This is a genomic window from Sulfurospirillum diekertiae, assembly GCF_002162315.1.
Taxonomy (GTDB): Bacteria; Campylobacterota; Campylobacteria; order Campylobacterales; family Sulfurospirillaceae; genus Sulfurospirillum.
On the sequence record NZ_CP021416.1, the window covers coordinates 1285349 to 1308678 of the forward strand.

Sequence of the window (23330 nt, forward strand, 5' to 3'; positions counted from 1 at the left end):
GTGAAGAAAAAAAGGTGACAGGCTACTTTAATGAAATTAAGCAATTAAATCTTTACATGTAAAGTGAAAAATTTAAAAAGTAGCCAGTGCCGAATGGCACATGGCTTAAACGCTTTTTTTCAACAAAACTGATGGATTACGTGGCACGAAAATCAAGTGATTAAAGCCCTAAAATAGGGCTTTAACTTATGTTCTAAATTGATTGAGGATAGCGTTGAGTTGGGTGGTGAGTTCATTGAGATGCTCACTCGCCCCTGCGATTTCTTCCACACTTCTGGTATTTTGCGTTGCTAACGTATTGATCTCTTCGATTTTGGAAACGATGGTATCGATTTTTTCACCTGTTTGGATATAGTCGTTAACCGTTTTTTCATTGAGTTTGGTTGCAACATTCATCATAGAAACAGTGTTATCCAGTTTGCTTTCCACATCCCCCGCGAGCGTGTTTAATTCTTGGATTTGTGTTGAATTAACATTCATTCTCTCTGAGCTATCCGTGATAGCTTGAACAATGACATTAATGGTTACGTTGATTTCAACCAAACTTTTTTGGGTGCGCTCTGCTAAGTTGCGTACTTCATCGGCAACGACTGCAAAGCCTCTTCCATGCTCTCCTGCACGTGCAGCTTCGATGGCAGCATTGAGTGCTAGAAGGTTTGTTTGATCAGCAATATCGCTGATGACGGTAAGAACATTTTTAACTTGGTCGGCATCAGAGCTAAGTTGTTGGATTTTTTGTGCAAGTTCTTGCTCTGTTTGCGCGCTCTCTTGAACACTCTGTCCCAGTTTTTGAAGGAATTTACGAGCACTTTGGAGTTCATTATTTGCCTTAACAATCTCTTCTTTTGAAGCTTTTGCTTCATTGACGGAAGAGACAATTTCTTGTTTGGTCTCGCTTGACATGTGTGTGGCTTGAGAAATGATGATTGAAGAGTCTTCCACGCGTTTGCCCACTTGCAGGGTTGTCGCTAAGAGCTCATGCGCAATCGATGCATTTTCAGAACTGGTCTCTTTTGCTAATTTGATGGTTGAGTGAACTTTATCGATAAATTGGTTAATCTCATGGGAAGCATCACCAATTTCATCTTGATTTTTAATGGCTAATTTTTTGGTTAAATCACCATCACCCGTTGCCAAATCATGAGCAGTTTCTTTAAGGCTTAAAAGAGGTTTGGCAATCATACTGGTGGTAAGGAAATAGATAGCAATAATAGCCAGTAATGCAACGATAAAACCAGCGACAACTTGCATTGAAGCGTTGCTGTAAAGTCGATCGCTCATATTTTTATCAAGCTCCAACGCTTTCGCCAAGATAATGTCCCGTGGTACTTGAATCAAAACTGCCCAAGGTTTGCCCGTTTGTCCAAGCTGGATTGGGGCAACCGTTTCTATCATTCCACTATCATCGTTGATACGAACTAACGCCTTACCCGCTTGAATCGCTTCGTACATTTTTTCCCAACCTTTAGGCATCACTTGTTTGAAATGACCTCCGATCATGGAAGGATTCTCGCTTTGGGCTACCAAAAGACCATTGTCTGCAATGATGGAGACTTGTCCATGCGCTTTAAACAATTCAGCATCAACTTTTTTAGCAAGTTGCTGAACAAAATCTAAGTTATAATCCGCACCGGCAACACCATAAAATTTACCATTGACATTAATTGGCACAGACATCGTTGCTAGGAATACTTGCTTACCTTGTACGATGTAAGGCAAAGGTCCAAGGACACTCTCTTTATTCTGCTCACGTGGAGTTATATACCAGCCGCCTTTAAGAACACCGTTAGGATGCTTGTCGTAGGTGTCGTACTCGACTAACGGTTGAACGGCAATGTTGCCTTTATCATCACGCGTCCAATAAGGGGTAAAACGCCCTGTAGTTGGATTGTTACCGTCTTTGTTCACACGGAAGTTTTCATCAGTGCCATCGATGGCATTTGGCTCCCAACAGGAGTAGGTACCATTAAAGCCCTTGTTGTGTTTTAATACATTAAGAAGCACAGCATTGAGCTGATCGCGGCCAATGTTCAGAGCTTCTTTACCATCTTTGGGTTTAAGTTTACTCACTTCAAAGGTGTTAGCCATCGTACGCGCAGCATCCAAAGCCAATTCCAATTCGGACTGAATGGTACCACTTTGCTCACCAGCTAAATTTTGCAGTCTCTCCATGTTGAGTTCCGTCAATAAAGAAGAAACCTCCGAGGATACGACATCTTGTGTGCTTTTTAGATGAATACAACCCATACCCCACCAATAGAATCGCTGCTGAAACCAAGCAAAGACCAGCTATCAAAACAATTTTAGTTTGAATCGACTTAAATATCATCACGCACCCCCTTTGTTGTTAATTGTATATAAAAATATGCAATTAGTTAATCTATTCTAGATAAAAATTGATTCAAAGTCAATGATTTTATTCGTCCATAATATAGGGCACTGAGGGGTGTTTTCTAAGATAAACTATAAAAGGGCAAAAAGGGGAGATACTTTAAATTAAAACCTTTACATGTAAAGGTTTTAATTTAAAAAATAGCCTATTTCTATTGACTCTTTTAATGGCTTATTGAAGTAAAAAAAGCTACTTAAAATTCAACAGATAAACTAGCCTTTCTCCTCTATCTGTCAAAATAGTTTTTTCGTATTTGAGTCCAAGTTTTTCTATGCATTTTATAGAGGCAACGTTTTCAGGATAAACGGTTGCGACGGCTCTGTTTTTGAGCAAAGCATTTTTGATTGATTCTATTTGGGCTTTGCCGATTTCGCTGGCATATCCTTGTCCCCAAAATTTTTTTGCCAAGATAAAACCAAATTCATAGTCATCTTCTTGCAAATAAGAACAAGGCAGAACACCTGCTAAACCGATTATCTCATGTGTCGTATTGTTTTCTAAAACCTTTAAGCCTATTTGTTTTACATACTCATAGACGTTTTGTTCTGCAATCGTATCTTTCCCGAAGGTATATTTGATAACATCTTTATCACTAAAAATCAGTTCATATAACGTTTTGCTATCTTCTTGGTTTAATGTTCTTAGTCTTAATCTTTCTGTTTTCATGTGGATTCTTTGTATATTTTTTGAAAAAGTATTTTATAAAAAAACATCTTAACCTCTGAGCATAACCCCTAAGAAGATGGCGACAATTCCTAAGACAATATTGATAGGCAGTAAAATCGTAGGTAGCAGTCGCATGTGCTCTTTCGCATTTACAAAATTGCCTTGATCAAAACTTTTTTGTGCAAGGGTTCGTTTGATGTACATATACGTATAGTTAAGCGTCATCATCGTCCAAATCGCTTCTTTAAGATAGATCAACTCACCTGTATAGCCAGTCCCTTTGATGATGAGAAGCGCGCAAATAAGGCTTAGGGCAATAAAAGGCATTACAAGATGAAACAGTCTGCCGACAATGCGTAAGCTATTGCCAAGTCGTATTATAGGTTCCTCAATCGTTTGAATCACGGGATGTACGGCAAATTTAATCGCAATCATACCACCTACCCACACGACCGCCGAAAGAATGTGTAAAAAGATAATGATTGTTTTGTAGTGTTCGAAAAATGCCTGCATCTTTTCTCCTCTTTCATATTATATAGCGATTGATTATATCCAACCACTCAGCTTTGAACATTGACATTTTACATGTAAATATTTCGCTTTATATTGTTTATTTTTTTCAAGTGTATTTTTTCTACGGAACACTATATGCAAAAGTGTGTGGTGAAATATAAACTCACAAAGGAGAACAAAATGGCTGAACTCAGACAAATTGCTTTTTACGGCAAAGGCGGAATTGGTAAATCTACCACTTCACAAAATACATTAGCGGCAATGGCGCACTACTTCGGTAAGAAAATTCTTATCGTTGGATGTGATCCTAAGGCAGACTCTACACGACTTATCTTGCATGAAAAAGCACAATGTACCATTATGCAACTAGCAAGTGAGGCAGGTACTGTTGAAGACCTCGAACTTGAAGATGTATGTAAACCAGGTGCTGCTGAGTTTGATCCAGATAACACAGATATTACTGAAGGTTTTATCATGTGTGCAGAATCAGGTGGACCAGAGCCAGGAGTTGGTTGTGCAGGACGTGGTGTTATTACTGCGATTAACTTCCTTGAGGAAGAGGGCGCTTATGACCAAGATTTAGATTTCGTCTCTTACGACGTACTCGGTGACGTTGTTTGTGGTGGATTTGCAATGCCAATTCGTGAAGGTAAAGCACAAGAAATCTATATCGTTATGTCAGGTGAGATGATGGCGATGTATGCGGCTAACAACATTTCTAAAGGTATTTTGAAATACGCAAACACAGGTGGTGTTAGACTTGCTGGACTTATCTGTAATGCACGTATGACAGACCGTGAATACGATCTTGCAAAACATCTTGCAGAGCAAATCGGAACACACTTGATTCACTTTGTACCAAGAAGTAACCACGTACAACGTGCTGAGCTTCGTCGTATGACGGTTGTTGAGTTTGCTGATAAAACAGACCAAGCATTTGAGTACAAAGAACTAGCTCGCAAAATCATTGCTAATGATCTTAAAGTGATCCCTAAACCACTTGAGATGGATGATCTTGAAGCGTTATTGATGGAATTTGGTTTGGAAGAAGAAGTCGAAGCAGACGCTATCGGCAAAAAAGCAACAGCGTAATAACCGAAGAAAACTCTGCCAACATCGTTGGCAAGCTTTAGTGCCCCAGTGGCAAACGTAGTCAAAAGAGCTTTGCCCTTTTGATGTTATAAAAAAATAAAAAGAGGAGCATATTATGTTTATTTGCGGATACCACTTCCCAGCATCTATGGGAAATAAAATTAGTCATGAGCAAGTCGTAGAGAGAGTTACAGCAGAAGTTGGCGATCTTTCAGATGTCAGTTACGCAGTCCTTACCAGTGAAAACCGTGATGGTATCAAACAAGAAGACCTAAGAGTTGAAAAAGGTTCATTCCTTTTCACAGCATTGGCTGATTATTATAAAAAATCAGACATTGAAGGCGAATACAAAATGATTTTTTATACCAACAAGTACCAAATGAGTGAAGTTTCAAAAGCAGTCGATGGTGGTAAAACAGCAGACGTTTGTAAAAAACTTGACGATATGCTTCTCTACAGGGTCAAAGTCGCGTAAGCGTACTTTTTAAATAGAAAGGAAAATAGCATGACAACAGAAACATTGCTAAGCCAACAAGAAGCCGCAATTGCGGAAGTGCTTGCTGCTTACCCTGAAAAGGCGAAAAAAAGTAGAGAAAAACATCTTGGCGTTGATATGCCAGAGGGTGTTAAAGGTGCTTGTGATTCAACCAAGAGTAACAAACAAACCGTTCCAGGTGTTATGAGTCAACGTGGTTGTGCTTATGCTGGAAGTAAGGGTGTTGTTTGGGGTCCAGTGAAAGATATGATTCATATCTCTCATGGACCGGTTGGTTGTGGTCAATATAGCCGCGCAGGTAGAAGAAACTATTACATCGGAACAACAGGTGTTGATACCTATGTAACAATGAACTTCACAACCGACTATAATGAAAAAGACATCGTTTTTGGTGGCGATAAAAAACTCAAAGCTGCTCTTGCAGAGATTGATGCGCTTTTCCCACTCAATAACGGTATTTCCATCCAAAGTGAGTGCCCAATCGGTTTGATTGGTGATGATATTCAAGCGGTAGCCAAAGGCTACAAAAAAGAGTCTGGCAAGCCTACGGTTGCAGTTTCATGTGAAGGTTTCCGTGGTGTTTCACAAAGTTTGGGTCACCATATTGCGAACGATATGATTCGTGATGAGGTTTTACCAGATAATTCGTATAAAAAAGATTTTGAATCAACTCCGTATGATGTTGCGATCATTGGCGACTATAACATCGGTGGGGATGCGTGGAGTTCAAGAATTTTACTTGAAGAGATGGGTCTTCGTGTTATCGCTCAATGGAGTGGTGATGCTACCTATAAAGAGTTAACTATTGCTCCAAAAGCGAAAATCAACCTTCTACACTGCTACAGAAGTATGAACTACGTTGTTCGTCACATGGAGCAAGAATTTGGTGTGCCTTGGATGGAATATAACTTCTTTGGTCCAAGTAAAACAACAGAGAGCTTACGCAAAATTGCAGCATTCTTTGATGAGACAATTCAAGCTAAAACTGAAGCGGTTATCGCTAAATATACTGAGATGACTGATAAAGTCATTGCAAAGTATCGCCCGAAATTAGAAGGCAAGACCGTCATGTTGTATGTCGGTGGATTACGTCCTCGCCACGTTATCGGTGCTTACGAAGATTTGGGAATGAAAATTATCGGTACAGGTTATGAGTTCGGACATGGTGATGACTATAAACGTACCAAAGATGAGCTTAGTGGCTCAACCTTGATCTATGACGATACGAACGAGTACGAATTAGAGCAATTTGTCAAAAGACTTAAACCTGATCTTGTAGCCAGCGGTGTAAAAGAGAAGTACGTTTTCCAAAAAATGGGTTTACCATTTAGACAAATGCACTCTTGGGATTATAGTGGTCCGTATCATGGATACGATGCCTTTGCAATTTTTGCAAAAGACATGGATTTGGCGTTGAACTCCCCAGTATGGGCTCACACCAAAGCACCATGGGAATCTAACTAAGGAGAGCACAATGCAAGACGTAGAAAACATAGTAAATGGGCAGAAGCTCTTTTTAAAACCAGAGTATCAAGATGTTTTTAAAAATAAAAAGCAATTTGAAAGCAGTGCGGGTTCAACTAACCCTGAAAAAGTAATCGAAGTTGCTAAGTGGACAACGACATGGGAATACCGTGAAAAAAACTTAGCACGTGAGCACATCACGATTAACCCAGCCAAAGCGTGTCAACCTTTGGGCGCTGTTATGGCTGCCCTTGGGTTTGAAAACACTATGCCGTATGTTCATGGAAGTCACGGTTGTGTGGCTTACTTTAGAAGCTACTTTACACGTCACTTTAAAGAGCCAACACCCTGTGTTTCAGACTCTATGAGTGAAAGTGCAGCGGTTTTCGGTGGTTTGGCAAATATGAAAGAGGGTTTACGTAACTGTAAAGCACTTTACAAACCAGATATGATCGCCGTTTCTACGACATGTATGGCAGAAGTTATTGGTGATGACCTCAATGCGTTTGTGATCGGTGCTCGCAAAGATGCTGAGGGTGAACTTGATGGTACTCCGATTCCAGCGGCACACACTCCATCATTTGCAGGTAGCCACGTTACAGGTTATGACAATATGATGAACGCCATTTTACAAGAGCTCAATCCTGTTGAAGGTCGTGAGATCGTAAAAGATAGCGAGTGCATCAATATCATTCCTGGTTTTGAACCATACCTTGGAAGCTTGAAAGAAATTAAGAAAATGGCTGCTATGTTTAGCGACAAAATCGTTATGATCGGTGACCATGAAGATCAATGGAATACACCAGCAGGCGAGTATAAACTCTATGCAGGTGGCACACCTTTAGCCGTTGCAAAAACAGCAAGCAGTGCAAAAGCGACTATTTCACTTCAAAAGTACTCTACAATTGCTACTGCGAAGATGATAAAAAATGATTGGAAACAAACATATGCTACATGTAATCCAATCGGTTTAGGTGGAACAGATGAGTTTGTAATGAAACTCAGTGAACTTACAGGCAAACCCGTTCCTGCTGAGCTTACAAAACTTCGCGGTCAACTTGTCGATGCGATGCAAGACAGTTATCCGTATATGCACGGCAAAAAATTTGCTATCTGGGGAGATCCTGACTTCTTGTTAGGTGTTGTCTCTTTCTTGGTTGAGATGGGTGCTATCCCTGTACACGTTCTTTGTCATAATGCGCCTCGTAAAAACTGGGAAAAAGAGATGCAAGCGATCCTTGACAAATGTACATTCAAAGAAGAATGCCACATTTGGATGGGAAAAGATCTATGGCATTTAAGAAGCCTTATTTTCACTGAGCCAGTAGATTTCATGATCGGTAACGTTTATGGTAAAGAGTTGTATCGTGATACAAAAGTACCTCTTATCCGTATCGGTTTCCCAATCTTCGATAGACACCACTTACATAGATACTCTATCAGTGGTTACGAAGGTGCGCTTAATCTTTTAACTTGGATTACCAACTCCGTCCTAGACGCGTTGGATGAAGAGACAAAAGATATCGCAAAAACAGATTTCTTCTTCGACTGCGTAAGATAGTCACTTAAGTTGAGGGCTTCGGCTCTCTTCTTCTTTTATTTTCCGCCTTTTCCTCCTCCGCCACCACCTTTACCATTTCCGCCTTTTCCACTTCCATTGCATGCGCCAGCAGAAGCGTTCGAACTGTTCCCATTGGCATTTCTTCCCGTAAGAGTATTGATCTGTTGTATTTGAATTTCTTCACGTTTTTCAGCACTTAGCTCGGACATCAGTTGCTCTCTCTTAGCCTCATTTTCAACTCTAGTACGTTCTTTAATCGCCTGAATATAGCGGTGTCGGTACTGTCGTGGTGCAGAGTGCATTTGAGTGGTGAGCTCTTCCATATTTTGTGTTTTTTGTATCTCTTGTGTAATATCATTATCATCAAGGGCATAAAGCTGCAACGTAACTAGAGCAAGCAGTATGGTATGTTTCATGCCATTTTCTCTTTAGAAAAAAGAAGTGTAATCGATGTTCCTGTCTCAGCATTACTTTCAAGGGAAATTTTAATGGCTAATATATCACAGAGTTTTTTTACGATATTGAGCCCTAGTCCTAGCCCTTTTTCGTTCTCTTTATAGTATCGATCGTAAACAAGGCGACAGTTTTTAATACCAATCCCTGTATCACTGATGTTGACACTATTCTCTTTATTACTCAGTTTTACGGAACCATTTTTGCGATTGTACTTGCAGGCATTGGAGATGAGATTGTCAAAAATGCGTGCAATCGAATCAGGGTCACTATGAATGATGCAAGGTTCTGTTTCAAAAATAAAAGTCAGTTTTGGGTAGAGTTTTTGATAGAGTTTAGCCCTTACATGTAAAAGTTTTTCAAGATCAACATCACCTTTTTTAGGGATAAATCCTTGGTGTAAAATTTCTAAATTTCGGTACAAAGAGGCGATGGTTTTTGCTGCGAGTTCTATACGCTCTAAGGCTTCAGAAGGAGCTGTCTTTGCAATGGATTTTGTATTGAGAAGAATGGACGTTATGGGCGTGTTGAGATCGTGAATCATATCTTTAAAAAAACTCTCTAAAAGATAGAGCGCATGCCTAAGGGGATAGAGTGCATAAAACGAATAAAAAAGTGAGAAGGCGATGATGGCACATAAGAGGGCACTATAGATTAAGAGAACTTTGTTTATAAGAAGATGCAGTTGTGTCTTATACTCCTTGTCAGATATAATGACTTTGAACATAGAATTTTTTGTGCTTGGAATTGCAAAATAACCGCACATTCCACGATCGCAAGGCTGTAAATTGAGCTCATCTACGGTGTTATCGTAAGGGATGACATCAACCTCGAAGGTATAATTTTGAAAATCATACGTAAATGATTTCATTTTTGAAAAAATCTGCTCTTCCATAATATGTTTTTGTTCGCTGTAATAAAAAGAGGCAACCAGAGTGGTAAGCAGCATTAATGTGGCAAAGAAAATACCAAATGTTTTAAAAAAAGCCTCTTTCTCATATTTTTTCAAGACGGTATCCTATCCCTTTGATATTGATGATTTGCAGGGAAAAACGCTGTTTGAGTTTAGTGATATGCACACGCAAGGCACTATCGCTAGGTTTTTCCATTACATCAAAAAATTGCTCTTTGAGAACGGTTTGGTTAAGATTTCGCAGGAGTAGATCAAAGATTTCTTTCTCAACAGAGCCCAAATCTACCTCTTTATCCTGTTGAAAGATGCGTTTATTGAGAAGATCGTAGGTGATTGAACCATACGCTAAAAGGGGATTTTTTTTCAGAATATGGGCTTTAATACGCACTAAAAGCTCATCAAACTCAAACGGTTTTTTGATGTAGTCATCACATGCACTATCAAACGCTTTGGTGATGGTTTGAATGTCTTTATAAGCACTGATAAAAAAAGCGGGTGTTGTATCGCCACTTTCACGTAGAAGTTTAAGCAGATCAAGACCGTTAAGTAGGGGGACATTGATGTCAAAAAGATAAAGATCAAACGAGTTTTCATACGAATAGGTGAGTGCTTCTTCACCATCACTAGCATGCACCACTTCAAAACCTTCACCCATAAGTAGACTTTTGAGGGTCTCACTTAAAAGGTAGTCATCCTCAAGCAGTAATATTTTTGACATAGCTCTCTCCTTATGCTAAGAATAGCAAATATCTGTTAATGAAGTGTTAAAGTAAAAAAAAATTTGTCCTTAACAGTTTATTAACACTTTCTTCGTATAGTTTCAATATACATATCAACAAGGAGTCAAAGATGAAAAAGAGTCTATTCGTGTGGATGGTTTTAGGTGTCGTTGCCTTTGCCACAGACTATTCAGCCATGAGCGCAACTGAGCTAAACGCTATGAGAGGAACAGTTCCAGTAGAAGATAGACCCGCTTTTCAAGCGGCAATGCAAGAAAAAATGCAAACGATGAGTCAAGAAGAGCGTCAAGCTTTCACGCAAGCTCGTACTTCTAACCCAACAACTGGCACTATGGGGGCAAATACAGGTGGTATGAATGGTGCTGGTGCTGGCGCCGGTATGGGCAATGGTGGTGGCATGGGAATGGGCGGCAATGGTGGCATGGGTGGTGGAAAAGGCGGTGGTCGAGGAGGACGATAACACTCTGATCTGTTAGAGAGCTTCGGCTCTCTTTTCTTTTGTTTTTGATTTGTTTCTAATCCTATTCTTCAATCAATCCTAAATCCAAACTGTGATAAGATAACTTCCACAATTTTACCTCTACACGTGTAAAAACAAAGGAAATTTTTTATGGGAAATAGTGACGATCTAAAACAGACCAACAAGCTTGTTCTTCGTAATTTGGAACTGGAAGATTACGAACAGGTTAAAAGGATTATGGATAGAGTTTATCCGACATTGGGTGGATGGACACCTCTTGAATTTAAAGCACAACTAGCGACATTCCCTGAAGGGCAAATCTGCATCGAAGATGATGGCAAAGTCATTGCCGCAGCTCAGAGCTTGATCGTTGATTACGATAAATTTGGCGATCGCCATACGTACAATCAAATCACAGCTAACGGTCTTATCACAACGCATGATCCTAAAGGCAATACGCTTTATGGCTTAGACATTTATGTCGATCCAGATTATCAAGGGCTTAGGCTTGGACGTAGGCTTTACGATGCACGTAAAGAGCTCTGCTATAGGCTTAATTTAAAGCGTATTATCGCAGGGGGGCGTATTCCTGGATATGCGGCACATGCCCATGAGATGACGCCTTCCAAATACATTGATCTTGTTAAAGACAAAGAGCTGAGAGACCACGTTTTAGGCTTTCAACTGGCCAATGACTTTCATGTCAGGCGTGTGTTAAAAGGCTACCTCAAAGGGGACGCGGCATCTCGTGAGTACGCGACACTGTTAGAATGGAGTAATGTGGATTATGAAGAGCCGCATACCAACCCAACGGTGAACCGCGGTATCGTGCGTGTGGGCATTGTGCAGTGGCAGATGCGTAGCGTTAAAAGTGTCGAAGAGTTTTTGGATCAAGTCGAGTTTTTTGTGGATGCGATGGCGGGGTATAATGCCGATTTTGTCCTCTTCCCTGAATTTTTCAATGCGCCCCTGATGGCTTTGCGCTCCGATGAAAATCCTGAAACGGCGATTCGTACCGTTGCGGCGCATACGGACACGTTAGTCGAAAAAATAGGGCAATTTGCGGTGCGCTATAACATCAACATCATCGCAGGCAGTATGCCCGAATATGATGGCAATACGCTCTACAATGCAAGTTATTTGTGCCGTCGTGATGGTACGAAAGACTCGCAGAAAAAATTGCACATCACGCCCGATGAAGAGGCGTACTGGGGTATGCATGGCGGCGATAAACTCTGTGTGTTTGAAACCGATGTGGGACGCGTGGGCATTTTGGTTTGTTATGACGTCGAATACCCCGAACTTCCACGTCTTTTAGCCGATCAAGGCATTGATATTCTCTTTGTTCCCTACTGGACAGACACCAAAAACAGTTACTTACGCGTACGTCGTTGCGCGCAAGCTAGAGCCATCGAAAACGAGTGTTATGTTGCCATCTCTGGCAGTGTAGGAACCCTTCCTCGGGTTGAAAATATGGACATTCAGTACTCCCAATCCGCGGTCTTTAGCCCGTCCGATTTTGCGTTTCCACACGATGCCACCATCGCTGAAGCAACGCCAAATACGGAGATGACCTTGGTTGCCGATCTTGATTTGAGTCTTTTAAAAGAGATTCGTGAACGAGGTAGTGTCCGTAATTTACATGCACGTCGCACGGATTTGTACAGTTTGCGTTGGAAAGGCGACAAAGATGATTTTGTTGTCGTTAGTGGCTAGGTGATACGCCTTTTGAGTGATGGCAGCGTCAATACCCAAACCCACGTTGGGTTTGGCGCGTATCTCATTGTCCCTGAAAATACACCTTTAGAAGCGTTTGAGACTTTACATGTAAAGGTTAAAAAATTTACGCAAACTTCATCAACGAAGCTTGAACTTCAAACATTGCTCTGGGCATTGAACGAGGTGAAAGATTTTGAAGAGGAGATTATGATTTACACCGATTCGCAAAATATTATCACGCTCCCTAGCAGAAGAGAGCGGTTTGAGCGCAATGGGTATGCGACAAAACAAAAGAAGATTCATGAGCATGCAGCATTGTACCAAGTGTTTTATAGGGTGATGGATGAGATGAAGTGTTCTTTGATGAAAGTGAAAGGGCATAAACAAGCATTTGATAAAGATGTGATAGATCGTTACTTTACGTTGGTTGATCGCGCCTCACGCGAGGCACTTCGCAAAAGCAGTTTATAATCGTTTACATGTAAAAGGAAAAGCGCCTTAAGCATGCGGGCTTTCTGCCAAGAAAACCCAATAGTAATATAGCTTTTTTTAAGCTTTACTTTGAAAGTGTACTTAGGATTCTTGCTGAACTCATTAATGAGAAAGTTGGGGATAACTTTCTCATTAATGAGTGGCAAAGATTATTTGCCAAAATGCTTTGAAGCGTGGTGTAGGGTAGATTTGGTAGATTGCCAAATGGACTCAACCCCTTTTTTCATAGACTCAAATTTATCTTCACTTGCGTCTGCAAGCTCTTTAAGTTTAGCTTTTCCCTCATGCATTTTTTCTTCAAGTTCTTTGATTTGTTTATGCATTTCTATTTGAACATCAGCACTCGCACCTGAAGCTTCGGCTTTAAATTTATCCACTTGGGCTTTGCAGGTATCAAATTCTGCTTCTATTTTTTGTTCATAAAGTTTTTTATCACTCATGATAGATCCTTTATAGTTTATTTAGAGAACACGTCTTCCTTGAATAATTCGTACGAGCACTACGATCAGAGCGACGACCAAGAGAACGTGTATAAACCCTCCCATGGTGTAGCTTGTTATAAGACCGAGTGCCCACATGATAATCAGTAAAAGTGCAACTGTATAGAGCATGTGAGTCTCCTTGTTTAATTTTTTGAATTTCCATCAATACTCATGGTATTGATAATTCTTAATACACCATCCACATCTTCGACAAGTTTGGTGACTAAGTCTACTTCAGCAGCATTTTGTGCTTTTCCGCTTACCGTGACAACACCATCTTTGGTGGTAACACTGGTGCGAATGGCACTTGTTGAAGCATGAAGCACTAACGTCATTTTAACTTGAGCTGTAATGGAGGCATCATCCATTTTATCACCTATGGTTTCAGATTTTGAAAGTTTCATATTGTTGATGACACTTTTAACACCTTCCACATTTTTAGCATATTCGGTTGTCAGTTCTTTTTTAGCAGAACTACTCGCATCGCCTTTTAGGGTAACAACACCGTTTTTAACAGTGACATCTGTTGTACTTGCGCTGACATTGGAATGAAATACAAGTTCAGTTTGCACTTTCATCTTAATCCATGTATCGGAATTTGCAGATGAATGATCTTTTTGTATAACGATCTGGTTGTCAACGCTTTTAACGCCAACGATTGCTTCTGCTGTATTGCCTGCCATTGGTTTATGCGCATCATCCAAAACTTCGCCAGAGAGTGTAACAACACCCTCTTTTGAAGCAATTTTGATGTGCTCGTCTTTTAAATAGGTTCTGTAAACAAAACTCTTTTTAAACGATGATTCAATTTGGCTATCCAGATCAGACGCATACGCTGAGATGCTCATAGAAAGGATAACTGCAACAATGGCTGCTGCTATAAATGCGTATTTCATCATAACAGCATAGTGATTGACTGAGGTTCTCAATGTTTGATCGTTTCGTCTTTTTTAGGATCAACTTTAACATTTTCTTTACCTGGCTCAATTACTTTGTTAGCATCTTTTTTAGGATCGCCAAATGCACCGTCTTTTTTTGCAGGATCGATTGGTGTCGTTGAGTTGCTGTTTTTTGTTTTTGTCGTTGTTTTTGTCGTTGAACATGATATATCCTTATGTTTTGGTCGATAGATATTGGGTCTTGGGTGGAGATTGAAAGGCACAGGGCTTACAATCTATTTTTGAACGCTATCTTAGAAAACGCTCGTAAATGCCTAAACGTTATAAGGTCACCTCTTAAAGCTCGTAGAAGCTACTGGATACCTAAGTTATCTTGACCAATTTTATCCAGCCGGTGGTATAAAGTATGTAAGATTAAGATTTCAAAAGAGTTATCATCCATTGTAACTCTCTCTTGGAATCTCTCTTACATGTAAATATCATACGATGTTGTGGTTACTTTTCAGTTATTTTAAAAGAAAAATTTAACAAATATCTTTACATGTAAAATAGATTACATGTAAAGATATTATAGATATTACTCTTGCAGTCTTCGTTTGATCTCTTCGAGTGTTTTTTGGTATTCCACTAAAAAGATACCACCGATATCAACGGCTTCAAGCGCATACTGTTTTGCTTCACGCAATTTATTTTCTCGCATGAGTGATTGCGCTAGATTGTTTAAAAGCACAGGATCATGAGGTTTTAAGGCAAGGGCACGTTTGTACTCTATTGTTGCATTGAGATAATCTTGCATCTCCATATACATATTTGCCAACATCACCGAGCCTAAAGTAGATGCTGGATAGGTTGACACATAGTTAATGGCTGAGAGTTTGGCCTGCTCTTTATAGCCCACATCATACATGTCGGTAATGGCACGTACCATTTCCGCTTCATTAGAAGCAATAGGCAACAATGGAGGTTTGAGTGCTACGATTGACCAGCTTCCTCTTCGTTTTGAGAACATATCGAAGTCATCAAAACTCATCCATGTTTGATCTCCCTTAGGTGCTGAGAGAAACACTTTTTTCTCTGCCTTATCAAAACCTGTGACCACCGCATAGTGCCATGCAGGAAGTGGTGTAAGACCAAGATTGAACAGAACCAAAACAGGTGTGTTGTTGGATACTTCACTTAAAACGGGAGCAAGTCCCTCATTGAGTACATAAGGAATGAGCCCGTAACGTCTTGCTGTTGCTTTCATCTCTATTTGTAAGGAGCCTAAAAGCTCTGGTGTAAAGGTTGTTCCTACGACATCGCCATAAACAAACTCAACATTTTGTTGGGTAAGCAGGGTTGCTAAAGAAGCGGGACCACAAAAATATGCCTCTTGTGGGTAAATAGTTAATTGAAGTTTCTTTGATTCTACAATGGATTTATCCGCAGATAAATAGTCGTAGTTTTTGGAAACACAGCCTGTAAACAGTAAGAGTGCTATGCACAGAAGTATGCCTTTCATCGGGCACTTTTCGTAAAATTAAACACTTTGGTAAATCCTAAAATATCGGTAATTAAAAGAACGATAAAAATAAAAACTAAAACACCCAAGATAGCTCCACCTGCATTACCACCCGCTGGCATTGAATCAATTTTTTGATTGATTTGTGCTATCTCTTCATCGGTTAAAGAGGCGATTCTTTCTTGAATCGTTTCACTGCTAACGCCCAACTCTGCCAATTTGGCTTGCACTTCTTGTTTGGCTAAAAACCCATTAATAGAAACGTTTGAACTGGATTCATGCAACACATCTTTGGTGCTGATAACGCCGGCAAACATTGTGGTACTAAAGAGAGAAAGCGAAATAAAAAAGGCAATAATCAGTTTTGCAACATTCATAATGAACTCCTTACATATAAAGGGATCGATAAGCTTATCGTAAGCACAGAGGTTACTTTCGTGTGATTTAAGGTCTTCAGCCTTAAATCTTTAGTTCTTCACACACGATTCATCGTAATCTACTTGGGTTATTTTTTAGTCACTTTTATTAAGAGACGTCTGAGTAGGGAATTAGAATGGCATGCAATGAAAGTGTAAATATTGGGATATAGTGGAATAGGCTAAATGTATTTACACACACATTGTAAAGGAGGCATTATGTTAGATTTAGGTGTTATGTCTTGTTGCAATCGCTACACGGTTTTATGTGTTGATGATGAAGAAGAATTTTTAGAGTATCTCTCTTCGATTCTTAAAAAATATTTTTTAAAGGTTTTCTCCGTTGCTTCTGCTAAAGAAGCTTATACCATTATCGAAGAGAATCCGATTGATATTGTGATTACCGATTTATACATGCCAAAGATCAACGGAATTGATTTTATTAAAAAGATACGCGCTGAACGCTCTTCCATTTCTGTTATCTTTTTAACAGCCTGTTTTGAAAAAGATTTTTTGCATGCGGCTGTTCCTTTGGGACTGGATGCTTATCTGATTAAACCAGTCTCTTTAGAAAAGCTTTTTAAAACATTACAACGAACGGTCGAAATTATTGAAAAACGTTCGGTGAAGACCTATACAATCAAAGGCGGAGTTTCGTTTGATTTGTGCGATCAACTCGTGTATGAAACTGCCAGTCGCAAGATTATAGATCTGACTCAAAAAGAGCTTACATTGCTGTGCTTGCTCATTAAAAATCAGCATACGATTTTAAGTAAGAGTGTCATTGAAAACTATTTGTGGGAATTTGAATCCATTGCTGAGAGTTCTGTGAAGACACTCATGAATAAACTCAGAAAGAAAATTGGAAGTGATGCTATCGTCACGCACAGTACGATTGGATATTCTATTGCCCTTGAGGAGCTTTCACCATGAAAATATACACTTACCGTTTTGTCTCACATGAAGACTTCGCTCTGTTTATCGCGTTAAAAGAGCTCAACTTAGCTTCCAATATTTTTGTGATGTGTTACTCAGGCATTGACGATCAAGCGATCAATCAAGAGATTCTCAATAGCATCAAAACGCTTCTACCCCAAGCTTCCATTATGGGCTCCACCACCGATGGCGAAATCTTTGAAACCGAAGTAATGGTACACTCTTTTGTCCTTTCTCTAACAACGTTTGAGAGTACCACTTTACAAATCGAACTTTTTTCAGCAGAACAGGACTCTTTTATTGCAGGGCAAATGATCGCCCATGAAGGGGTAAAACTTGGGGCAAAAGTGGCCATCATCGTTGCCGATGGCATTGTCACCAATGGTGATTTTTTGATGGATGGTGTCAACTCCATCGCTCCTGCTTTAGTCGTAGCAGGTGGGCTTGCAGGCGATAATGGACGGTATGAAGAGAGTTTCGTCTTTTGTGATACGAAGATTCAGTCCAAATCCATTGTCGTAGGCTATCTCATTGGCGACAGATTAGAGGTATATCACACGAAAAGCTTTAATTGGGCACCTATGGGACCCAAATTTAAAGTGACTCGTGCCGAGAAAAACTGCATCTACACCGTCGATAATATCTCAGTGATTGAGTTGTACCGAAAGTATTTAGGTTCGGCTCTTGCACAAAAACTTCCTCTTGGAGGTATTGAATTTCCATTCGTATTTTACAAAGAGGGACATTTGATCGGTCGAGCACCCCTTCGCCTCAATGGTGATGGCTCTGTCGTTTTTGCAGGCAATATTTCTGAGGGTGAGATCATCCAGTTTGGTTTTGGTGACATCGATGCTATCTTATCAGACGCACGGGAAATTATCTCTGATCTCGCCGAGTTTGGTCCCGAAAAAGTGATGATCTTCTCCTGTATGACACGCAAAAATTTCTTGGGTGAAGATGCGCACAATGACTTTGAAGGGCTTGCTTCCATAGCCCCTACGACAGGGTTTTTTACCTATGGCGAGTTTTTTCACGATTCAGATCATCAATGCAATTTTTTACTCAATGAAACCATGACTGTTTTAGGGCTTAAAGAGGCAACTGAAACATCCAAAATTACCAAAAAACAACTGAAAAATATTTCTCAAAAAAATCTTTCGCGTCATCATCGCTACTCCGAAACGTTCGATGCCCTTTTACATATTGGCAAGCAAACCGCTTTAGAGTTGGGAGTGCTGAATTCAACACTCAATGCTAAAGTGGATGAAGCCGTCAAACGGTATCAAGCTTCAGAAGAGTTGATCATCATTCAAGCGCGTTCTGCCATCATTGGTGAGATGTTGAGCATGATCGCCCATCAGTGGCGCCAACCGCTTTCCATCATCGGAATGGTCATCAATAAAATTAGACTCTCCGCACTCACTGCTGTCGAAAAAGATGAAGAGCTTTTAACTGATATTAGTGTTGTCGATCGCAATGTGAGCTATCTCTCTAACACCATCGAAGATTTTAAAAACTTTTTTAAACCTGAGGTCAAAAAAAGAGTGGCACACCGCTTCAAAGATTTGTGAGCAACTGCGATCCTTAGCCGATCCGATTCTTAAAATGTACAAAATTGATCTGGACATTAAGCTCAAAGATGAGAAAAAATTCTTTATTTATGGAAGTGAACTGGTGCAAGTGCTACTCTCTATTGTTTCTAACTCTAAAGATGCCATTGCTGAGCAACAAAATGAGGAAGGAAAAATCACCATTGTGTGTGAATATAAACCGCTGAAAGACATCTACCGTTTTACCGTTTCTGACAATGGTGGAAGCATCGCCGCCGATATGATCAAAGTAATGTTTGAGCCTTATATCTCGAGTAAAGGCATTACGGGAACGGGGCTTGGACTTTATATGGCTAAGACGATTATTGAGAAGCATTTTAAAGGAACGATTAGTAGTAAAAATATTGAGGGTGGGGCATGCATAACCGTTGATTTTCCCATAGCAACCAAAGAAATTACTATCAGTGAAATACTTCCCTAACGTCAAAAATAGCTTTACATGTAAAGAGATTAAGATCAGAAGAGAGGTCTCTCTCTTCTGAATCGTTTATGCGGTTGCTTTAAATTTCACAGAAGCGTCTTCAAAAGCAGTGACAATAGATTCCCATGTTTCTTCAAAGCTTTTTTTAGTTGATTCAAAGTTGCTTCCTGTCGTTTTATTGAGTTCTGCAAGCTTACATCTTCCCTCTTCAAGCTTACTCTCAAGCATTTTGACATGCTGATTGAGCTCTACTTGAACATTGGTTCTGGCTGCAAAAGATCGGGTTCTAAACAAGATCATTCCTGTTTTCCACTCGTTAAGTTGTGTCTGTTTGGTTTGTTCATAAAGTTCTTTGCTGCTCATTGAAATCCTTTTTTAATGTTTAGTTTTTGCATCTTTTTTGGGGTCAAGTTTCGTCTCATCTTTGTGAGGTTCGATGACTTTAGCAGTCTCTTTTTTAGGATCTGTAGTGCTCATGCCCTTTTTAGGGTCGATTTTATTTGTGCAATTGTTATACATTTTATGTGTCCTTGGATTGGTTCATAGGTAGATAGTAAAAAAGTGTTGAAACATGAAATGCGCAGGGCTTACAAATGTTATTGAGCGATTCTTCCTCTCAGGACACGCTCGAATACGCCTCAGTATAAAAAATGACATTTAGAATACGGACGATAAGGGTTGTGACGGATGTTACAAAGTCAGTGTTCCTATCAACCTCTTTCACTATACTCTTATTTGAACGATTGTGGTGCTTTTTTAAAATAGAATTGAAATAGAGGGGTGTTTCTTCTTAAAGTACCCATTTTAATGACGTCTTTGGTTTGAGGATGAAGAGAGCATGAACTCTCTTCATTGCGATATTAGCGGTCGTATTTTTTAGCGTACTCAGCATCGTTATAAATAGCTTCACCGTAAAGCTCTTTACCAAAGCTACGGATCACTTTTTGGCCATCCCCTTTGGTTACAAATTCAATAAACTTAGCACTCATATTTTTTTGAGGTGTCTCTAAGCCATTTTGTTTGAGCGCATTATAGGTATTGACTAAAAAAATATCACCTCTAAAAAGAATCTTCATGTTTTTGAGCTCTTTTTGAGCGGCGACCCATGTGCTGCTATCGGTCATAAAGTAAGCCCCTGTGGTATCGGCTTTTTTAAGCGTTGCGAGCATAAAATCTTTATTGATGGTATACCAACTTCCTTCAGGTGAAATATTGGCTTTTTTCCAGATCTCAAGCTCTTTTTTATGTGTTCCTGAATTATCGGCACGGGTATAAAAAAGGGCTTTTTTGGCAGCAATGCGTGAGTATGCTTCGACAACACTGGAAGAGTCTTTAATCAATGCGGGGTCTTTTTTAGGACCTGTAATGTAAAATTCATTCGACCCAATGAGCGAACGATCACTCGCCCAACCCTCTTTAAGCGCCTCTTTCTCACCTTTAGGTGCATGCACCATAATCAAATCAACCTCTTTGTTTTTAAGCAATGAGAGTGATTCACCAGAACCTGCTTTGATCCAACACAGTGTTATATCGTTTGATTTTGCAAACTCTTCTGCTAGGACTTTAACAAGACCCAACTCTCCGGGGCTTCCGGTTGCAAGTTTGATTTCTAATGCACCTTTGCCATAACGCTCTGTACAGTTTGCCGCAAACATGACACTACATAGCGCGAGTGTGGTAATGAGAACTTTTGAAAGCATAGAAACTCCTTTGGTATGTGTTTAGAATAACGTATCGCAAAGTGACTAATCTCTAATTTAAAAAGATGCGTTTGAAACTAAAAAAATGACAAATATTATAAATTAGCATATTTCTGTTTCTCAAAGAAGCAATCAACCCAGAAGCTTTTACATGTAAAGCTTCTGATCTTCAACAAGTCCTAGTTTTCGAGCAATCGCTATAGCCGCTTCTCTTCCATCAAGAGCAGCATTGACAACCAAGTTTGCACCTCTGACCACATCGCCACCGGCAAAGATAAACGGATGACTTGTCTCTTTATGTTCATCCACAATCAGCGTATTGGATTTACCGATGGCAAGGTTTAATTCATCGTAAAAATCAAAATGTTTGGCTTGAAAGCCAAGGGCTAAGATGATACTGTCGGCGGGTAGTGTTTGAAAGCTTTGTGGTTTGGTTTGAAGACGGTTATTTTCATCGGTATAAGTTTCAAGAATTTCAAGCCCAACAACACGATGCTCAGCATCTACAATCGCTTTTTTGGGTAGAGCATTGAAAATAAACTGAACCCCTTCTTCTTTGGCGTTAATCACTTCTGCGCGGCTTCCTGGCATACTTGCTTCATCTCTACGGTATACACAGGTCACACTTTTAGCTTTATGGCGAATGGCGGTGCGAAGAGCGTCCATTGCGGAGTCTCCACCACCGATGACAACAACATGTTTATTGCGTAAAATGGATTTTTGAAGCGCATGGTCGAAAAGATTTTTCTGTGTTTGGGTGAGGAGTGTCATGACTTGATACACGCCATTGGCATCTTCATTTTCCATGTCGGCACTGCGTCCTTTGGGCACACCCAAACCTAAAAAGACGGCATCAAACTTTTCTTGAAGTTCATGGAGACTGACATCTTTACCCACTTCGGTATTTAAATGGACTTTCATACCTGCTTCTTTCATCCACTCAAATCGTCTTAAGATGACACTTTTGGGTAGTTTGAAGTTAGGAATACCGTACATTAAAAGTCCACCTACACGGTTTTCTCGTTCAAACATTTCCACTTCAATGTTGGCACGAAGTAAGAATGTCGCACAGCTCAAGCTGGCAGGACCACTGCCTACAACCGCAACTTTGAACTTTCGTCCCTCTTTTTGACCATAATCAGGAATGGCGCCTTGTTCATACGCTGTTTCATTTAAAAAGACTTCCACATTGCCGATGGATACGGCATGGTACTCTGTTTTTTCCAGCGTACATGAACTTTCACACAGTCCTTTTTTGGGACATACGCGACCCAAAATTTCAGGGAAAGGAGATCTGGCATTGGAAAGTTCAAACGCACCCAAATAGTCTTTTTCATAGGTCTTTTTAAGCCATCTTGGAATGTTGTTGTTCAGTGGACAACCCGTACGACAAAACTTGAACTCACTCTCAAGTCCACGTAAAAGATCAATAGGACATTGCAAACAACGACTGGCTTGCGCTTTGGCTTCACTCTCTTCAAAGTTATGATATATAGGGTAATAATCCTCAATGCGCTCAACGGCTGGGCGTTTTTTTTTTGGATAGGCTTTTGCGATTGTTTTATATTCTCTCATGCTATTCCTCTATGATCTCTATACTTTTTACATGTAACTCTTGTCCACCTATCATGGCGACATCTTCACTATAACATTTCGGGCAGATAAAATGGTTCTTTTCTACAATACTTTTTTCATGACACGAAGCGCATAAAAGCACCACTTCGCACAGCTCTATACTGAGAGTTGCATCATGGCAGATGGTCTCTTCTTTAAAGGTATCAAAACACTGTTCCAAAAAATGAATCTCAATGCCACTGAGTCTCCCCACACTTATTGTAAGGCTTTTGATGGCTTTGGCATGATGCTTCTTCGCCTCTTTCTCGCACAGGTCAATGAGTGAAGCGACGATGGAGTATTCATGCATAAAAACTTAGCCTTTTTGCGCCATCAATTGTGTGTATTCGTCATAGTCCACTACTGAAATGGCACTGGTTGTACAGACACGAATGCACGAAGGTCCCTCTGGGCGTTTGAAACAAAGGTTGCATTTGAGCGCAATACGACGATCATCTTTTTGGATCATCGTGATAGCGCCATACGGGCAAACCAGTGAGCAACACCCACACCCGACACACGCCTCTTCATGAATCTTGATAAAATCATCCATTTTTTCAATGACACCATGAGGGCATACCGCCAAACATGAAGGCGATTCGCAGTGCATACATTGAAGTGGTGATGTTTTACCGTCCACTTTGATAACACGGTTACGCGAAATAAGCGGCAATTTTGTCTCATAAGCTTCTTCAAACGTAATGCCTTGGAAACTGGCCGCACAGGCTAACTCACAACTTAAACATCCGACACATTTGGTACTGTCTGCAAATATAAAATGGTTTCGCAT

The 23330-nt window shown here is 40.1% G+C and carries 28 protein-coding genes; 10 read left to right on the forward strand and 18 right to left on the reverse strand.

What is annotated here, in order from left to right:
• Positions 1-186 precede the first annotated feature (186 nt).
• The 3 genes from Sdiek1_RS06570 to Sdiek1_RS06580 form a co-directional block, all read right to left on the reverse strand.
• Entirely contained in the window at positions 187-2172 is a 1986-nt protein-coding gene (locus Sdiek1_RS06570) for a methyl-accepting chemotaxis protein (RefSeq protein WP_238099216.1), read from the reverse strand.
• Positions 2173-2581: 409 nt separating this feature from the next.
• Positions 2582-3058: a GNAT family N-acetyltransferase gene (locus Sdiek1_RS06575; RefSeq protein WP_087438451.1), complete on the reverse strand. Its 477-nt coding sequence runs from the start codon at positions 3056-3058 to the stop codon at positions 2582-2584.
• A gap of 48 nt (positions 3059-3106) precedes the next feature.
• The gene (locus tag Sdiek1_RS06580; RefSeq protein WP_087438452.1) at positions 3107-3571 is read right to left on the reverse strand and encodes a hypothetical protein; all 465 of its coding nucleotides are present in this window, start codon (positions 3569-3571) and stop codon (positions 3107-3109) included.
• Between the two features lie 180 nt (positions 3572-3751).
• Between Sdiek1_RS06580 and nifH the strand changes: the two genes are divergently transcribed.
• The 4 genes from nifH (at position 3752) to nifK (ending at position 8184) form a co-directional block, all read left to right on the forward strand.
• Positions 3752-4663 (forward strand): nitrogenase iron protein, encoded by a 912-nt coding sequence (gene nifH / locus Sdiek1_RS06585; protein ID WP_087438453.1) that lies wholly within the window; start codon positions 3752-3754, stop codon positions 4661-4663.
• 115 nt (positions 4664-4778) lie between these two features.
• Positions 4779-5138, forward strand: coding sequence for a hypothetical protein (locus tag Sdiek1_RS06590; protein WP_087438454.1), 360 nt, complete (start codon positions 4779-4781; stop codon positions 5136-5138).
• A 30-nt stretch (positions 5139-5168) separates the two neighbouring features.
• Positions 5169-6623 (forward strand): nitrogenase molybdenum-iron protein alpha chain, encoded by a 1455-nt coding sequence (gene nifD, locus Sdiek1_RS06595; RefSeq protein ID WP_087438455.1) that lies wholly within the window; start codon positions 5169-5171, stop codon positions 6621-6623.
• 10 nt (positions 6624-6633) lie between these two features.
• Positions 6634-8184, forward strand: a complete 1551-nt coding sequence (gene nifK, locus Sdiek1_RS06600; RefSeq protein WP_087438456.1) for a nitrogenase molybdenum-iron protein subunit beta — start codon at positions 6634-6636, stop codon at positions 8182-8184.
• Positions 8185-8219: 35 nt separating this feature from the next.
• Here nifK and Sdiek1_RS06605 read toward each other — a convergent pair whose 3' ends face one another.
• The 3 genes from Sdiek1_RS06605 to Sdiek1_RS06615 are packed head-to-tail and all read right to left on the reverse strand — an operon-like array spanning position 8220 to position 10268.
• Entirely contained in the window at positions 8220-8600 is a 381-nt protein-coding gene (locus tag Sdiek1_RS06605) for a hypothetical protein (protein ID WP_087438457.1), read from the reverse strand.
• On the reverse strand, positions 8597-9646 hold the full coding sequence (locus Sdiek1_RS06610) for a sensor histidine kinase (RefSeq protein ID WP_087438458.1): 1050 nt from the start codon (positions 9644-9646) through the stop codon (positions 8597-8599). The genes Sdiek1_RS06605 and Sdiek1_RS06610 overlap by 4 nt, the downstream gene beginning before the upstream one ends.
• Positions 9633-10268 carry a response regulator transcription factor gene (locus tag Sdiek1_RS06615; RefSeq protein WP_087438459.1) on the reverse strand — a complete coding sequence of 212 codons (636 nt, stop codon included), beginning with the start codon at positions 10266-10268 and terminating at the stop codon, positions 9633-9635. The genes Sdiek1_RS06610 and Sdiek1_RS06615 overlap by 14 nt, the downstream gene beginning before the upstream one ends.
• 131 nt (positions 10269-10399) lie before the next feature.
• Between Sdiek1_RS06615 and Sdiek1_RS06620 the strand changes: the two genes are divergently transcribed.
• From Sdiek1_RS06620 to Sdiek1_RS06630, 3 genes are all read left to right on the forward strand, one after another.
• The gene (locus tag Sdiek1_RS06620) at positions 10400-10750 is read left to right on the forward strand and encodes a DUF1104 domain-containing protein (protein WP_087438460.1); all 351 of its coding nucleotides are present in this window, start codon (positions 10400-10402) and stop codon (positions 10748-10750) included.
• A gap of 150 nt (positions 10751-10900) precedes the next feature.
• Positions 10901-12466 (forward strand): bifunctional GNAT family N-acetyltransferase/carbon-nitrogen hydrolase family protein, encoded by a 1566-nt coding sequence (locus tag Sdiek1_RS06625; protein WP_087438461.1) that lies wholly within the window; start codon positions 10901-10903, stop codon positions 12464-12466.
• A 12-nt stretch (positions 12467-12478) separates the two neighbouring features.
• The gene (locus tag Sdiek1_RS06630; protein ID WP_238099218.1) at positions 12479-12940 is read left to right on the forward strand and encodes a ribonuclease HI; all 462 of its coding nucleotides are present in this window, start codon (positions 12479-12481) and stop codon (positions 12938-12940) included.
• Positions 12941-13110: 170 nt separating this feature from the next.
• Here Sdiek1_RS06630 and Sdiek1_RS06635 read toward each other — a convergent pair whose 3' ends face one another.
• The 6 genes from Sdiek1_RS06635 to Sdiek1_RS06655 form a co-directional block, all read right to left on the reverse strand.
• On the reverse strand, positions 13111-13401 hold the full coding sequence (locus Sdiek1_RS06635) for a sll1863 family stress response protein (RefSeq protein ID WP_087438463.1): 291 nt from the start codon (positions 13399-13401) through the stop codon (positions 13111-13113).
• A gap of 21 nt (positions 13402-13422) precedes the next feature.
• A complete protein-coding gene (locus Sdiek1_RS14745; RefSeq protein ID WP_121494813.1) occupies positions 13423-13572 on the reverse strand; it encodes a lmo0937 family membrane protein in 150 nt (49 codons plus the stop codon).
• A 14-nt stretch (positions 13573-13586) separates the two neighbouring features.
• Positions 13587-14372, reverse strand: a complete 786-nt coding sequence (locus tag Sdiek1_RS06640) for a BON domain-containing protein (RefSeq protein ID WP_202819589.1) — start codon at positions 14370-14372, stop codon at positions 13587-13589.
• Positions 14369-14605: a hypothetical protein gene (locus Sdiek1_RS06645; protein WP_087438464.1), complete on the reverse strand. Its 237-nt coding sequence runs from the start codon at positions 14603-14605 to the stop codon at positions 14369-14371. The genes Sdiek1_RS06640 and Sdiek1_RS06645 overlap by 4 nt, the downstream gene beginning before the upstream one ends.
• Before the next feature lie 314 nt (positions 14606-14919).
• Positions 14920-15843, reverse strand: a complete 924-nt coding sequence (locus Sdiek1_RS06650; protein ID WP_087438465.1) for a PA2778 family cysteine peptidase — start codon at positions 15841-15843, stop codon at positions 14920-14922.
• Positions 15840-16220, reverse strand: a complete 381-nt coding sequence (locus Sdiek1_RS06655; protein WP_087438466.1) for a PA2779 family protein — start codon at positions 16218-16220, stop codon at positions 15840-15842. The genes Sdiek1_RS06650 and Sdiek1_RS06655 overlap by 4 nt, the downstream gene beginning before the upstream one ends.
• 258 nt (positions 16221-16478) lie before the next feature.
• On the opposite strand from Sdiek1_RS06655, the gene Sdiek1_RS06660 reads away from it, so the two are divergent.
• The 3 genes from Sdiek1_RS06660 to Sdiek1_RS06670 are packed head-to-tail and all read left to right on the forward strand — an operon-like array spanning position 16479 to position 19226.
• Positions 16479-17192: a response regulator transcription factor gene (locus Sdiek1_RS06660; RefSeq protein WP_161492008.1), complete on the forward strand. Its 714-nt coding sequence runs from the start codon at positions 16479-16481 to the stop codon at positions 17190-17192.
• A complete protein-coding gene (locus tag Sdiek1_RS06665) occupies positions 17189-18766 on the forward strand; it encodes an FIST N-terminal domain-containing protein (protein WP_087438468.1) in 1578 nt (525 codons plus the stop codon). The genes Sdiek1_RS06660 and Sdiek1_RS06665 overlap by 4 nt, the downstream gene beginning before the upstream one ends.
• Before the next feature lie 34 nt (positions 18767-18800).
• A complete protein-coding gene (locus Sdiek1_RS06670; RefSeq protein ID WP_087438469.1) occupies positions 18801-19226 on the forward strand; it encodes an ATP-binding protein in 426 nt (141 codons plus the stop codon).
• Between the two features lie 66 nt (positions 19227-19292).
• Here the strand turns inward: Sdiek1_RS06670 and Sdiek1_RS06675 are convergent, their stop codons facing one another.
• The 6 genes from Sdiek1_RS06675 to Sdiek1_RS06695 all read right to left on the reverse strand — a co-directional run bounded on the left by Sdiek1_RS06675 (position 19293) and on the right by Sdiek1_RS06695 (position 23330).
• Complete coding sequence (locus Sdiek1_RS06675) at positions 19293-19589, reverse strand: sll1863 family stress response protein (RefSeq protein WP_087438470.1); 297 nt, start codon at positions 19587-19589, stop codon at positions 19293-19295.
• Positions 19590-19601: 12 nt separating this feature from the next.
• The gene (locus Sdiek1_RS14850; protein ID WP_161492009.1) at positions 19602-19745 is read right to left on the reverse strand and encodes a hypothetical protein; all 144 of its coding nucleotides are present in this window, start codon (positions 19743-19745) and stop codon (positions 19602-19604) included.
• Between the two features lie 341 nt (positions 19746-20086).
• Positions 20087-20926: an ABC transporter substrate-binding protein gene (locus Sdiek1_RS06680; RefSeq protein ID WP_087438471.1), complete on the reverse strand. Its 840-nt coding sequence runs from the start codon at positions 20924-20926 to the stop codon at positions 20087-20089.
• A 147-nt stretch (positions 20927-21073) separates the two neighbouring features.
• Positions 21074-22501 carry a glutamate synthase subunit beta gene (locus Sdiek1_RS06685; RefSeq protein ID WP_087438472.1) on the reverse strand — a complete coding sequence of 476 codons (1428 nt, stop codon included), beginning with the start codon at positions 22499-22501 and terminating at the stop codon, positions 21074-21076.
• 1 nt (position 22502) lies between these two features.
• Positions 22503-22850: a hydrogenase maturation nickel metallochaperone HypA/HybF gene (locus Sdiek1_RS06690; RefSeq protein ID WP_087438473.1), complete on the reverse strand. Its 348-nt coding sequence runs from the start codon at positions 22848-22850 to the stop codon at positions 22503-22505.
• 6 nt (positions 22851-22856) lie between these two features.
• Positions 22857-23330, reverse strand: coding sequence for a 4Fe-4S dicluster domain-containing protein (locus Sdiek1_RS06695; RefSeq protein ID WP_087438474.1), 474 nt, complete (start codon positions 23328-23330; stop codon positions 22857-22859).